The organism is Intrasporangium zincisolvens (genome assembly GCF_034724055.1).
GTDB lineage: Bacteria > Actinomycetota > Actinomycetes > Actinomycetales > Dermatophilaceae > Monashia > Monashia zincisolvens.
The window spans coordinates 694,715-707,882 of sequence record NZ_JAWIIL010000001.1 but is presented as its reverse complement, the minus strand read 5'-3'; the positions used below and the strand labels follow the sequence as shown (position 1 = coordinate 707,882).

General features: G+C 73.0%; 14 protein-coding genes. 7 read left to right on the top strand and 7 right to left on the bottom strand.

All coding sequences use genetic code 11. The features are described from left to right. Position 1 precedes the first annotated feature (1 nt). From RY076_RS03195 to RY076_RS03180, 4 genes are read right to left on the bottom strand one after another with little or no spacing between them, the layout of a single operon-like run. Positions 2-301 (bottom strand): hypothetical protein, encoded by a 300-nt coding sequence (locus RY076_RS03195; protein ID WP_323096070.1) that lies wholly within the window; start codon positions 299-301, stop codon positions 2-4. A 45-nt stretch (positions 302-346) separates the two neighbouring features. Further along, positions 347-1,195 (bottom strand): ABC transporter permease, encoded by an 849-nt coding sequence (locus RY076_RS03190; RefSeq protein ID WP_323096068.1) that lies wholly within the window; start codon positions 1,193-1,195, stop codon positions 347-349. After that, positions 1,192-3,993 carry an alpha/beta fold hydrolase gene (locus tag RY076_RS03185; protein WP_323096067.1) on the bottom strand — a complete coding sequence of 934 codons (2,802 nt, stop codon included), beginning with the start codon at positions 3,991-3,993 and terminating at the stop codon, positions 1,192-1,194. The genes RY076_RS03190 and RY076_RS03185 overlap by 4 nt, the downstream gene beginning before the upstream one ends. Before the next feature lie 31 nt (positions 3,994-4,024). Beyond that, positions 4,025-4,597 (bottom strand): TetR/AcrR family transcriptional regulator, encoded by a 573-nt coding sequence (locus RY076_RS03180; protein WP_323096064.1) that lies wholly within the window; start codon positions 4,595-4,597, stop codon positions 4,025-4,027. A 93-nt stretch (positions 4,598-4,690) separates the two neighbouring features. Here RY076_RS03180 and RY076_RS03175 point away from each other — a divergent pair, with 93 nt between their 5' ends. Continuing rightward, positions 4,691-5,368 carry an NADPH-dependent F420 reductase gene (locus RY076_RS03175; protein WP_323096063.1) on the top strand — a complete coding sequence of 226 codons (678 nt, stop codon included), beginning with the start codon at positions 4,691-4,693 and terminating at the stop codon, positions 5,366-5,368. 19 nt (positions 5,369-5,387) lie between these two features. Here RY076_RS03175 and RY076_RS03170 read toward each other — a convergent pair whose 3' ends face one another. Continuing rightward, positions 5,388-5,687 (bottom strand): hypothetical protein, encoded by a 300-nt coding sequence (locus RY076_RS03170; protein WP_323096061.1) that lies wholly within the window; start codon positions 5,685-5,687, stop codon positions 5,388-5,390. Between the two features lie 44 nt (positions 5,688-5,731). On the opposite strand from RY076_RS03170, the gene tpx reads away from it, so the two are divergent. Beyond that, positions 5,732-6,223 (top strand): thiol peroxidase, encoded by a 492-nt coding sequence (tpx, locus tag RY076_RS03165; RefSeq protein WP_323096059.1) that lies wholly within the window; start codon positions 5,732-5,734, stop codon positions 6,221-6,223. Here the strand turns inward: tpx and RY076_RS03160 are convergent. Continuing rightward, the gene (locus RY076_RS03160; protein WP_323096057.1) at positions 6,193-7,467 is read right to left on the bottom strand and encodes an MFS transporter; all 1,275 of its coding nucleotides are present in this window, start codon (positions 7,465-7,467) and stop codon (positions 6,193-6,195) included. The genes tpx and RY076_RS03160 overlap by 31 nt on opposite strands. An 86-nt stretch (positions 7,468-7,553) precedes the next feature. Here RY076_RS03160 and RY076_RS03155 point away from each other — a divergent pair, with 86 nt between their 5' ends. Further along, positions 7,554-8,075 carry a MarR family winged helix-turn-helix transcriptional regulator gene (locus RY076_RS03155; protein ID WP_323096055.1) on the top strand — a complete coding sequence of 174 codons (522 nt, stop codon included), beginning with the start codon at positions 7,554-7,556 and terminating at the stop codon, positions 8,073-8,075. Positions 8,076-8,109: 34 nt separating this feature from the next. Here the strand turns inward: RY076_RS03155 and glpK are convergent, their stop codons facing one another. After that, the gene (gene glpK, locus RY076_RS03150) at positions 8,110-9,636 is read right to left on the bottom strand and encodes a glycerol kinase GlpK (RefSeq protein ID WP_323096053.1); all 1,527 of its coding nucleotides are present in this window, start codon (positions 9,634-9,636) and stop codon (positions 8,110-8,112) included. 391 nt (positions 9,637-10,027) lie between these two features. Between glpK and RY076_RS03145 the strand changes: the two genes are divergently transcribed. The 4 genes from RY076_RS03145 to RY076_RS03130 all read left to right on the top strand — a co-directional run bounded on the left by RY076_RS03145 (position 10,028) and on the right by RY076_RS03130 (position 13,136). Next, positions 10,028-11,500 (top strand): HNH endonuclease signature motif containing protein, encoded by a 1,473-nt coding sequence (locus tag RY076_RS03145; RefSeq protein WP_323096051.1) that lies wholly within the window; start codon positions 10,028-10,030, stop codon positions 11,498-11,500. An 87-nt stretch (positions 11,501-11,587) separates the two neighbouring features. Continuing rightward, positions 11,588-12,037: a hypothetical protein gene (locus tag RY076_RS03140; RefSeq protein ID WP_323096049.1), complete on the top strand. Its 450-nt coding sequence runs from the start codon at positions 11,588-11,590 to the stop codon at positions 12,035-12,037. A gap of 132 nt (positions 12,038-12,169) precedes the next feature. Next, complete coding sequence (locus RY076_RS03135) at positions 12,170-12,436, top strand: twin-arginine translocase TatA/TatE family subunit (RefSeq protein ID WP_323096047.1); 267 nt, start codon at positions 12,170-12,172, stop codon at positions 12,434-12,436. A gap of 22 nt (positions 12,437-12,458) precedes the next feature. Further along, positions 12,459-13,136, top strand: coding sequence for an ATP-binding protein (locus RY076_RS03130; RefSeq protein ID WP_323096044.1), 678 nt, complete (start codon positions 12,459-12,461; stop codon positions 13,134-13,136). Positions 13,137-13,168 lie beyond the last annotated feature (32 nt).

Genomic DNA, 13,168 nt, shown 5'->3' with positions numbered 1-13,168 from the left:
ATCAGTCGTCGGACGGGGCGCGCTCGTCCCTCGTGTACGAGCGCGTCGCGTGCACGTCGTCGGTGAGCCCGTAGACGGTGCGCAGGTCGGCGATGGCCTGCAGCTGCCGCCGGCTGTGCGGGCTCGCGCACGACTCGCCCTCGTCGCCGGCGACCGGTTCGAAGGAGTGCAGCACGATGCGCTCGAGCAGCTCGCCCAGCGTCTCGTCGTTGAACTCGGCGAGGCCCTTGAGCACCTTGACGAGGTCCTTCTCCATCCGCACGCCGAGCTGGACGCGCTCGACCTTCATCACGTCACCCATGGGACCAAGTTACCCAGGTAACACCAGATGGTCTTGCGCTTTTCCTCAGCTGAGGATGTCGGCCCGGCGGAAGCGTCGGTAGCCGAGCATCGTGAAGGCGACCGCCCACACGAGCGACCACAGCGCGCCGTGGGTCACGGCGGTCCACTGCGGGTCGAGGGCGATGATGTCCTGCCAGGCTCGGTTGTAGTGGCCGGGGAAGGCGTTGCGCCACGGGTCGAGCGCGTCGATCTGGTCGAGGATGTTGAGGACAATGGTGAAGAGCACCGCGCCACCGACGGCGGCGAGGGGCGCGTCGGAGCGCACCCCGATCCAGAACGCGATCGCGGCCGTCGGCAGGAGCGTCACGAAGACGTACGCCAGGGCGAGCGCCAGCCGCGGCAGCAGCTGGCCCCACGTCAGCGACTCCCCCGTCGGGCTCGTCAGCGGCGCCCAGCCGTAGGCGAGCCCGCCCACGAGCAGCGACCACCCGACGAGCAGCACGGCCGCCGCGACCGTCGAGGCCAGCCCGATGACGAGCTTGCTCGTCAGCAGCCGCGCCCGCCGCACCGGGGCGATGAGGAGGTAGCGCAGCGAAGACCACGACGCCTCCGCCGGCACCGAGTCGCCGCAGAAGAGCGCCGCGACGAGCACGAGCAGCAGCTCGGACGACGCGAAGAGCGTGAAGAGGGTGAAGTTGGCCGAGCCGTCCTGGGCGAGGTCGATGAACCGGGGCGCCGCACCCGGACGCGGCGGGTCGCCGAACGCGAAGGCGGCCACGAGGATGAGCGGCAGCGCGAGGACGAGCGCGAAGGCGACCTTGGTGCGGCGCCGCCCCCACTGCCTCCCGAGCTCGGCGCGCCACGACAGCGGGTCGCGGACGCGTCGGACGGGTCCCACGGTTTCGACGCTCATCGGGCCCTCACCTGCCTCAGTCGGTCGACGAGCGACACCGACTGGTCGCCCGGGCCGGTGCCGTTGCTCGACGCCGCAGCGGAGATGACGCCGAGGAACACCTCCTCGAGGTGGCGCCGGCTGCTGACGCCGACGACGGGCACCCCCGACTCGACGGCGGCCCGCACGACGGCGGCCCGGTCGAGGTCGGCGACGACGACGAGACGCGTCGGGGTGTCGACGCGCACCTCGCTGACGCCGGGCGCAGCCGCCAGCGCGGCGGCGAGGTCGTGGAGGCGGTGCCGCTCGACACCCTCCTCGACGTCGACGAGCGTCGTGTCCTGGCTGTCGACGAGGTCGGCGACGGGGCCCTGGGTGACGACGCGTCCGGCGTGCATGACGACGACGTGGGTGCACGTCATCTCGACCTCGGCGAGCAGGTGGCTCGACACGACGACGGTGCGTCCGGTCTCGGCGTAGCGGCGCAGGATCGGGCGCATGGCGGCGATCTGCGGCGGGTCGAGGCCATTGGTCGGCTCGTCGAGGACGAGCAGCTCGGGCAGGCCGAGCATCGCCTGGGCGATGCCGAGCCGCTGCTTCATGCCGTGGCTGTAGGACTTGACGGGGCGGTCGACGGCGCCGCCGAGGGCCGCGACGTCGAGGGCCTCGTCGAGGTGGGCGTCCTCGGACGGGCGGCCCGTGGCGCGCCAGTACGCCTCGAGGTTCTGCCGGCCGGTGAGGTGCGGCAGGAAGCCGGGACCCTCGATGAGCGCGCCGACGCGGCCGAGCACGTCCGAGCCGGCCGTCACCGGCTGGCCGAGCACGTGCACGCTGCCCGCGTCGGAGGAGATGAGCCCCATGACCATGCGCATCGTCGTCGTCTTGCCGGCGCCGTTGGGTCCGAGCAGCCCGACGACCTGGCCGCGCTCGGCCCGCCACGACACGTCGTCGACGGCGCGGTGCCCGTCGGCGTAGGTCTTGACGAGCCCGTCGACGACGAGCGGCACGTCGGCGAGGTCGGGCCGTGGTGCGGCGTGCGCGCGCCGGCGCCGTCCGACGAGCCAGCCGCCGAGCGCCACGAGGAGCAGGACCGCGAGCGCCGACGCCGCGACCCGGGTCTCGGTGTCGATGCCGGTGCCCGAGCCGGCCGCCGGAGCAGCCGCCGCGACGGGCACGACGAGGCCGCCGTCGGCGCGCACCCGGACGGTCGCCGGCGTCCGGTCGTTCGAGAACGTCGACTCGGTCGCCGTCAGCAGCACGCGCCACTGGCTGCCGGCCGGCATCGGGTAGGTGGCGGCGGGCAGCGAGAGGGTCACCGGCGTCGGGCGCCCCGGCGTCACTGTGACCCGCAGCGGGGAGACGAGGGCGTGCGGCAGCGTCGCCTGCCCGCCGCTGACGCGCCACAGCGAGGCGAACAGCGTGACGGTCGGCTGGTCGGAGGTGACGGTGAGCCGCAGCGTCGGCGAGCCGACGGCGGTCGTGCCGGTGGCGACCGGCTCGGTGTCGAGGGCGGTGGACTGCCCCGGCAGGGCAGCGATCTGGTACGTCGAGAGGGTGACGCCGAGGGCGGCGAGGCCCGGCACCGCGATGAGCGAGGCGGGCTGGCCGCCCGGCGGGTGCGAGAGCACGCCGGTGGTCGTGCGCAGGGGCAGCGTCGTCGTCGACAGCGCGGACCCGCCGAGGCCGGGGTAGTGCGGCAGCGTGAACAGCTGCGACGCCTGGCCTCGCCGGGCTGCCGGCGTTGAGTAGGTGAATGCCACTGTGGGAAGGGCGGATTCGTGCGGCGCCTTGTCGCGCACCCAGTGGTCGAGCCACGCGTAGGACGCGTCGGTCTCCTCGCGCACGCGGCTGCTCGGTGCGTCGTGCCCGCCGTCGGTCCAGCGCACGGCGTACGGGGTGCCGGACGCGTCGAGCGCAGATGCGGTGGCGTCGGCCTGATCGAGGCCGAAGAGCGAGTCGGCCTGGCCCTGCACGAGGAAGGTCGGGGCCTTCACCTGCGGCATCGTGGCGCGCGGGCTGTGGGCCCGGAGCAGGGCGAGCAGCTGCGGCGAGGGCGTGCCGGTCTCGGACGCCTGGACGAAGAGGCGGCAGATGGTCGGGTCGAAGCGGCCGCACTCCGATGCCGCGGCGCCCGAGCCACGGCGGGCACCGAGGAAGAAGTTCGAGGCCCACACCTGCTTGAACGGGCCCGGCTCCGCGGTGGGCGCGCGGCCGGCCGCCGTGGTCGGCGGACGCGTCAGGGCCGACTGCGGGAAGAACGCCTCGGCGAGGTCGTTCCACGTGATCGCGGCGACGACGCCGTCGACGCGCGGGTCGGCGCCGGCGAGCAGGAGCGCGAGCGCCCCGCCGTAGGAGGCGCCCATGACGCCGGCTCTCGGGTCGCCCGATGCGTCGAGCTCGACGTCCGGACGAGCCGCCGCGAGGTCGAGCATCGCGCGGGCGTCGGCGACCTCGAACTGCGGGTCGTCGAGGTGGATCCGGCCGCCCGAGGCGCCGTGGCCCCGGGCGCTCCACGTGACGACGACGTAGCCCCGCTCCTGCAGCTCGACCGCCTGCACGGCGACGGAGTCCTTGCTGCCGCCGAAGCCGTGGGCGAGGAGCACGACGGGGTGCCGGCCGGTGGTCTGCGGGTACACCGAGACGTCGAGCCGCACCGGCGTGCCGTCGGGCTCCGAGCGCACCGACACCTGCTGGGCGACGGGTGCGGCGGATGCTGCGGGGCGCACGACCGCTGTCGACGCGTGGGCCGCGGGCAGCGTCGGGACGCCGGCTGCGAGCACCACCCCGAGCGCGGCGACGAGGCGGGCCCGGACCGTCATGGGCCCATCACATCACGGAGCCCCGTCGGAGTCAGGCAGCGGCGGGCACGGCGAGCGCGACGAGCGCAGCCGCGGTGCGCCGCGCGGCGGCCGCGGCCTCCGGGTCGGCCGAGAGCGCCCCGTCCGCGAGGCCACCGTCGAGCAGCAGGGCGAGCGAGCGCGCCAGCCCGTCCGGATCCGTGGCGCCGGCATCGACGGCGAGGCCGCGGATCCAGGCGAGGACGGCCTGCTTGTGGGCGACGGTGCGGTCGTGCACCGGAGTGCCGGGAAGAGTCTCGGCGGCCGCGTTGATGAAGGCGCAGCCGCGGTAGCCGTCGCGCCGGCAGGCCGTCCCGAGCGCGTCGAAGAGGCCGACGAGCCGGTCCGCGGGAGCGGGTCCGGCGGCCTCGGCGGCGGCCCGGAGCTGCCCGGTCCACACGCGGTCGACCCGGTCGAGGTAGGCGAGGACGAGCTCGTCCTTGGCCGGGAAGTGCTTGTAGAAGGTCGCCTTGGCGACACCCGACTCGGCGATGATCAGGTCGACCCCGACGGCCTTGATCCCCCGGGCGTAGAAGAGGCCGAAGGCGGTGTCGAGGATCCGGTCACGGGCGGGGGCGGCAGGCACCCTTTGATCATAGACAGACCTGTCTGTTACCGTCCATGTCCGCAGGCAGACAGATCTGTCTACCCATCGACATCGCACCGCGAAGGAACCCCCATGGACATTGCAGTTCTCGGCACCGGCATGGTCGGCCAGTCGCTCGCCGGCGCCCTCACCCGCCTCGGACACTCCGTCACCGTCGGCACCCGCGACCCGCAGGCGACGCTCGCCCGCACCGACGCCGACGCCATGGGCAACCCGTCCTTCGCGTCCTGGCACGCCGAGCACGGCGACGTTGCCCTCGCGAGCTTCGCCGAGGCTGCCGCCAGAGCCGAGCTCGTCGTGCTCGCCGGCAACGGCTTCGCCGCCCTCGACATGCTCACGGCCGCCGGCGCCGACCACCTCGCGGGCAAGGTCGTGCTCGACATCTCCAACCCGCTCGACTTCTCGGCCGGCTTCCCGCCCAGCCTCTTCGTCAAGGACACCGACTCGCTGGGCGAGCAGATCCAGCGCGCCTTCCCCGAGGTCCGCGTCGTCAAGTCGCTCAACACCCTGACCGCCGCGCTCATGGTCGAGCCGAAGCTCCTCGGCGAGAGCACCACTGTGTTCGTCTCGGGTGACGACGCCGACGCCAAGGCCACCGTGACGGCCCTGCTCACCTCGTTCGGCCACGACGACGTCATCGACCTCGGCGGCATCGAGACCGCCCGCGGCACCGAGATGCTCCTGCCGCTGTGGCTGCGCACCATGGGAGCCCTCGGAACCGGCATGTTCAACATCAAGGTCGTTCGCTGAGAGGGCTCCGCCCGACGCGTCAGCCGTCCTGCTCGAGACGCCTCTCGAGACGCTTCTCGAGCAGGTAGGCGGCGACGCCGCACACGACGAGCACCAGGAGGGGCGGCAGGTAGCGCATCGCGCCCTCGAGCTCGAGCCAGTCGTAGGGCGCCGTCGAGAACGCGAAGAGGTCGAGCTCGAGGACGTAGCGCACGATCGGCAGCAGCCCGAAGACGATCCCGACGATGCCGATGCAGTTGATGAGGAACCGGGTGCCACCACCGGCGGGCACCTCGGGCGCACGCCCGGACGGGCGCTCGGGCGGGCGCGTCGGACTCATGGGCCACAACCTACGCGTCCGGCTGCGGGTGCTAGAAACACGGCATGGCCATCACCGCACTCGGAGACACTCCCGTCCACACCGTCGGCGACCTGCCCGCCGTCGGCACCCCCGCGCCCGCCTTCACCCTGACCGGCCCCGACCTCACCGACGTCGAGCTGCCCAAGGGGCGCCGCGTCGTGCTCAACATCTTCCCGAGCATCGACACCCGCACCTGCGCGACGAGCGTCCGCCGCTTCAACGAGCTGGCTGCGGGCCTGGAGAACACGACCGTCATCTGCGTCTCGGCCGACCTGCCGTTCGCGCTGCGCCGGTTCTGCGGCGCCGAGGGCATCGAGGACGTCGTGACGGCCTCGACGTTCCGGTCGAGCTTCGGCCAGGACTACGGCGTGACGATGACCGACGGCGGCATGCGCGGCCTGCTCGCACGCACAGTGGTCGTCGTCGACGCGTCGGGCACCGTCACGCACGTCGAGGTGGTGCCGAGCATCGGCCAGGAGCCCGACTACGACGCCGCGATCGCCGCGCTCGGCTGAGGCTCGACGCCAGAGGGATCGTCCGGGGTGACGGCGGGAGCGCCGCCGCCCCGGGCGAAGTCACGCACCCCGCGGACGAGCAGCGGCCAGCAGCCGGCGACGAGCATCCACACGGCCACCCCGGCCATGACAGTGCTGGTCGGGAACCGGTCGCTGATCGGACCGACGAGCAGGTTGCCGAGCGGGATCGCGCTGAACGAGATGAGGATGTCCCACGACGCGACGCGCGCGAGGCGGTCGTGGGGCACGCCGTCCTGCAGCGCGGTGTCCCAGCCCACGGCGAAGAACATCAGCCCGGCGTTGGCCAGGAGGCCGCAGACGAGGATGCCGGCCAGGCTGCCGGGCCACGCGAAGGCGAGTGGGAAGAGCGGGAACAGTCCGAGCGCCACGAAGGCCCAGAGGAGCATCCGCCGCGGCTGCAGTCGCATCGCGAGCAGGCCGCCGACGATGCCGCCGACGCCCTGGGCGGCGACGACGAGGCCGAGCGTCTTGGCTCCGCCGAGGTCGCGGACCGCGGTGACCTCGACGAGGACGACGAGCACGCCGGTGGCGACGTGGAACATCCCCGCCGAGACAAGGCCGGTCCAGAGCCAGTCGTGACGCCGGATCTCCGCGAGGCCCTCGACGATCTCGGCACGCACGGACGTGCGCTCAGTTCGGCGCGAGGCCCCGGCCCGGACGAGGGCGACGCTGATGGCCGACCACACGAAGGTGGCTGAGTTCGTGGCGAACCCGGCAACCGGGCCTGCGTGGGCGACGACGAGGCCGGCGAGGAGCGGACCGGCGATCTGCGCCGCGGACTGGAGGAAGCTGATGGCGGCATTGGCGTCCTGTCGACGCTCCGCCGGGACGACGAGTGGTCGCAGGGACACGAAGGCCGGGAAGAAGAAGGCACCCGCACCCGAGGTCACGGCCGCGAGGGCCGCGAGCAGGGCCAGCGGCGGGTCACCGAGCAGGAAGGCCAGCGCCGTCGCGCCTGCGGTCGCGGCGCGGACGAGGTCGGCGACGACCATGATCCGGTGCGGTGCGAGCCGGTCCGCCCAGACCCCGCCGAGGAGGGTGCAGAGCAGCCGGGCCCCCATGGCCGACGCGGCGATGATGCCGAGCTCGGCGGCGCCCCCGCCCGCCAGGACGATGGCGACCGAGAGCGCGATGGGGTGGAACGCGTCGCCGACCCAGGAGAGAGCCTGGCCCGTGACGAGGAGGCGGAAGTCGCGCACGGCGGTCAGCTCACGGATGGACATGGCTCGACATTAGTTAGATGTCTGACTATCTGTCAACGAACTATCAGATGGTTTGCCTTACCGCGCGCCTCTGCGACACTGACGCCATGGCGAAGGCACCCGGGCAGCCGCGGCAGCAGCAGGACTCGGTCGACCGGCACGTCGCCCGGTGGACCGGACTGCTCGACGGGATGGACCCGGAGGTCGAGGGCGCCGTCACCCGGATGCAGGCCATCACCAAACGGATCAAGGCCGACGACCACGCCGCCTACGCCGACAGCGACGACACCATCGAGGACTACTGGACCCTGCACGCGCTCCTCATCCAGCCCTACCCGGAGGAGGCGACACCGGCCCAGCTCGCCGACGCGTGCGGCGTCACCCGAGCGGCGATGACCTCACGCATCGACCGGCTCGTGCAGCGCGGCAAGGTCACCCGGGAGGTCGACCCGGTCGACCGCCGCCGCATCCTCGTGCGACCCACCGCATCCGGACGGGCTCTGTGGGAGAAGGGGATCGAGGCGGGACTCGCTCGGGAGAAGGCCGCGTTCTCGGCCCTCGACACCGCCGAGCTGCGGGCATTGAACGCCCTCCTGCGCAAGGTCGTGCTGCACCTCGAGGAGGGCTGAGCCGGCGGGGTCGGCACGCCGGCACACCGGCACGTCAGCGGGTGTCGTCGTCGACCCAGTCAAGGGTGCGCTGCACGGCCTTCTTCCACTGGCGGTAGAGACGGTCGCGCTCGGCGTCGTCCATCCGCGGCGTCCACCGCCGACCCTCGCGCCAGTTCTCGCGGATCTCGTCGGTCGACTCCCAGTAGCCGACCGCGAGGCCCGCGGCATACGCGGCACCGAGCGCCGTGGTCTCGGCGACCTCCGGCCGCACGACGTCGACACCGAGCAGGTCGGCCTGGAACTGCATCAGGGTGTCGTTGCCGACCATGCCGCCGTCGACCTTGAGCTCGCTCAGCGGCACGCCCGAGTCGGCATTCATCGCATCGAGCACCTCACGCGTCTGGAAAGCCGTGGCCTCCAAGGCTGCCCGCGCGAGGTGGCCCTTGTTGACGTAACGCGTCAGGCCGACGAGCGCGCCGCGCGCGTCGGGGCGCCAGTGAGGGGCGAAGAGGCCCGAGAAGGCGGGCACGAAGTACGCACCGCCGTTGTCGTCGACGCTCGCCGCGAGCGTCTCGACCTCCTTGGCGTCCTTGATGATTCCGAGGTTGTCGCGCAGCCACTGCACGAGTGACCCCGTGACCGCGATCGACCCTTCGAGGGCATAGACGGGCGCCGCGTCGCCGAGGCGGTAGCAGACGGTCGTCAGCAGGCCGTTCTCGGAGGCGACGATGTCCTCGCCGGTGTTGAGGAGCATGAAGTTGCCGGTGCCGTACGTGTTCTTGGCCGTGCCGACCTCGAGGCAGGCCTGGCCGAACGTCGCCGCCTGCTGGTCGCCGAGGATGCCTGCGACCGGCACGTCGATGAGGATGCCGGGCTTGCACGTGCCGTAGACCTCCGACGACGAGCGGATCTCGGGAAGCATCGAACGCGGGACGCCCATTGCGGCACAGAGGTCCTCGTCCCACGCGAGCGTGCGCAGGTCCATGAGCAGGGTGCGCGACGCGTTGGTGACGTCGGTGACGTGGACGCCGCCGTCCGCCGCGCCACCGGTGAGGTTCCACACCAGCCAGGAGTCGATGGTGCCCATGAGCAGCTCGCCGGCCTCGGCCCGCTCGCGCGCGCCCTCGACGTGGTCGAGGATCCAGCGCACCTTGGGGCCGGCGAAGTAGGTGGCGAGTGGCAGCCCGGTGACCTCGCGCCACCTCTCGGCGCCGTCGGCTGCGGCGAGCTCGTCGCAGATCGCCTGGGTGCGGGTGTCCTGCCAGACGATGGCGTTGTGGATCGGCTCGCCGGTGACGCGGTCCCAGACGACCGCGGTCTCGCGCTGGTTGGTGATGCCGACGGCGGCCACGTGCGTGGCGTTGAGGTTGGCCTTGCCGAGCGCCCCACCGACGACCTGACGCGTGTTGGCCCAGATCTCCGACGCGTCGTGCTCCACCCAGCCCGCGCGCGGGAATACCTGCCGGTGCTCGAGCTGGTCGACCGCCACGACGCGGCCGCCCCTGTCGAAAACCATGGCGCGGGTGCTCGTGGTGCCCTGGTCGATGGCGACGACGTGGCTGCGCTGCTCGGTCGGCATGAGCCCGACCGTACCGTGCGGGTGGCCTCGCTTCACGGTTCCGCAGCAATGCTTGTGGACAGGCCTGCGCCACAAGGATTTCCGTGTCCACAGCCTGCGGCCCACCCTTGATTCTTGTTCGAACACCTGTTCTAATTGAGGGAAGGGACCACCCGGCGAAAGGAGAGCGGCGATGCCCTATCTCGACGCGCTGCCTGCCTCAGGTGTGACTGGTCGTCTCGCTCGGGTCCGGCGGATCCTCGCCGCCGACCGCGAGCGTCGTGAGGCCTGCTCGGTTGTCGTCGCCGCGGGCAGCGGCGCGTCGGGATCTGTGTCGGGACCCGTGGGGTCCGGGCTCGAGCGCGTGCCGGGTTCCCCGGCGGCTGGTGGGGTATCCCGTCACGCGGATGTCGTGGCTGCGCCGCAAGCCTTCCGTGACGAGCGGCTCGACGCGTGCGGTGACCGGGTCCTGTCGCAGGTCGAGGCGCTGGAGCGGGCCAAGGCGCGGCTGGAGGCCCGGCTGCTGCAGGCCTACGCGGCGCTGCACACGATCCAGGAGCAGCAGCTGGCCCGCATGGTCACCGCCACCCCGGTGCCGCTGAGCATCGACCGGCTGGTCGCGGACGAGATCGCGTGCGCGACCGGGGTCGGCCAGGCGGAGGTGTCCCGGCGGCTCGAGCTGGCCCTCGCGGTACGGCGGCACCGGGTCCTGCACGCGGGCCTGCGCCAGGGGTCGGTGAGCCTGTACCGGGCGTTGACCGTCGTCGCCGAGACCCGTCACCTGCCCGACGACGCACTGCCCGCCCTGGAAGCCACCATCCTGGCCCCGACCCCCGACGGCACCCTCGCCTCGCAGCGGCTGTTCCGGGCCCGGCTGCGCCGCGCCGTCACCGCCGCCGACCACCGCGGCACCGACGAACGCCGCACCGCCGCGACCCTGCGCCGGGGCGTGGTCGGGCGCCTGACCGAGGACGGCATGGGCGTCCTGACCCTGACCGCCACGGCCGAACGGGTCGTCGGCGTGCTGGACCGCGTCGACGCGCTCGCCCGGGCCGCCCGCGCCGCCGGCGACGACCGGACCCTGGACCAGCTGCGCAGCGACCTGCTCACCGACCTCGCCCTCTTCGGCACCACGTCCGGGGCTGCCGCGCCGGGCGGCACGGGCTCCGAGGTCGTCGCCGGGTCGACCCCCGATGCCGCTGCTGGTCTCGACACCGGCCCGACGTGCGGGCGCTGGCTCGCCACCGCGCCGGCCGCGGTGGTGCGGATCGTCGTCCCGTTCGAGGTTGCCACCGGCACCTCCGACGCGGCGTGCGAGCTGCCCGGGCACGGCTGGGTCACCGCCACCCATGCCCGAGCGATCATGACCGCCCCCGGGTCGATCTGGCAGCGCCTCGCCGTCGACGTCGACACCGGCACCGCGCTGCAGCTGTCCACCGACCGGTACACCCCGACCCGCGCCATGGTCGAACACGTCCGCGCCGTCGACGGCATCTGCCGCGCCCCCGGCTGCCAGGTCCCGGCCGACCGCTGCGACCTCGACCACATCACCCCCTGGCCCGCCGGCCCCACCCGCGTGGCGAACCTGCAGGCCCTGTCCCGCGGCTGCCACCACCCCAAGACCGCCGGCGCCTGGACCGCCAGACGCGACACCCACCACCCCGGAAACCACGAACCCGACGACCCCGGCGACCCCGGCGACCCCGGCCGCAGCGGTGGAGGCGATGCCGGCGACCCGGTGCGGTGGACCACCCTCGCCGGACGCGACTACGTCACCTACCCCAAGAACTGGCGCGAAGGCCTCACCGACCCCGGCACGACTCCACCCAAAACGGGGCCGCGTGAACCAGAGCGCGACCCGGAACCCGAGCCGCCACCCTTCTGAGAGCGCCGGTCGGCCGGGCCTGCGTGGCAACGTCAGTGCGCGCGTCATCACCAACCGGGCCCGGCACCGGTGCAGGATGCGGTGGTGATGGGCGATGAGGCAGCTGGGGCCGCGCGCCCCGACAGGGCACTGGGCCCCGCCGGGGTGCTGCTGCTCGTGTTGTCCATCGCCCTCGTCTACCTCGGGGGCCTGACCCTGCTCGGATCGGCGATGGCGCCTCCTATCGGGCCGGAGGACGAGGTGGCCGCCTCCTCGTGGGCGGTGTCCCTGGTCGTGGGGCTGGTGAGTGCGCCCGTCGCGCTGGTCCGGCGCACGACCCTGACCCGGCTGACGCTCCTCGCCATCGGTAGCGCCACGGCCTGCCCTTGCCTGCTGCTGCTGGTGCGCCACGTGGCCTCCGGCCAAACCACGGTCGACGACGCACTGCTCGTGGTGTCCCTCGGGGTCGGGACACTCGCGATCATCGTGGCGTCGATGAGCGGGCGGGCGCGTCGGCTCCGGCCCGAGCCAGACGCGTCGACCGGTTCGTCGTCCTGACGCACCTCCGTCCCGCGGCGCGTATCACAGCCACTCCGTCGGCGATCCACAGCCCACGTCCAGACTGCGCGCCTAGCCTGCGGCTGAGCGGCATGCGGCACCGTGCCCGGCCGCCGTCGAGGGGAGGACGCCATGGCCGATCTGGGATGGCCCGAGATGCTCATCATCGCCATCGCCGCGATGGTCCTCTTCGGCTGGAAGCGCCTGCCCGACGCCTCGCGCAGCCTCGGCCGGTCGATCCGCGTCTTCCGCTCGGAGATCGCCGGGATGCGCACCGACGGCGAGACCGAGCCCGCCCCGACGACCGTGACTCCGGGCGCCGTGGCCCCGTCCGGCCTCGACGCCCCGGCGCCGGTCACGACGACCCAGGTCACCGGCACGCCGCTGCGACCCGAGTGACCGGTCGCGCCAGACTGTCCCGGTGACCGGAACCTGGCGCAACACCACCCACGACTGGGCCGCGACGGTGGACACCGACCACCTCGCCGACATCCGCGCGCGGGCCGCCGAGCTCGCCCCCGGAGGCGCGACCCACCTGGTCCTCGAAGTGCTCGCCTACGCCGACGACGAGGCCGCGAGCGCCGGCCGGGTCGGCCGCTGTGTCGTGACCGTCCACGCCGACGGCTCGCTGTCCGTGGCCGACGACGGACGCGGCACCGACACCCGGGTCGACGCGTCGGGACGAACCGTCCGCAAACCGGTCATGGCCACCCGCGACCTGCGGTTCTTCGACGTCGAGGACCCGCCGCAGCTGCCCGACGGCCACCCACGACGCGGGATGTCCGTCGTCGCGGCCCTGAGCGAGATCCTCGTGCACACGAACCGTCGACTCGAGGGCAGCTGGACCCAGACCTACGACCACGGCGTGCCGGTCACCGACCTCGTCCCGGTCGTCGACCAGCAGGGAGCCGCCACGGCGACCGGCACTGCGACCGGCACGACGGTCCGCTTCCGGCTCACGGGCTGCTCCGGCGAAGAGGCCCGGAGCCTGACGACACGGCTCGGCTCGTGGCCTCACCTCGAGGTCGTCGTCGTGCACGAGGAACCGTCGGCCCGCGACTCGAGCGCCGCGGACGCCCCGGCTCGGGACCGCTCGTGACGGTTAGGGTGGGTTCGGGCCCGTCCGACTCC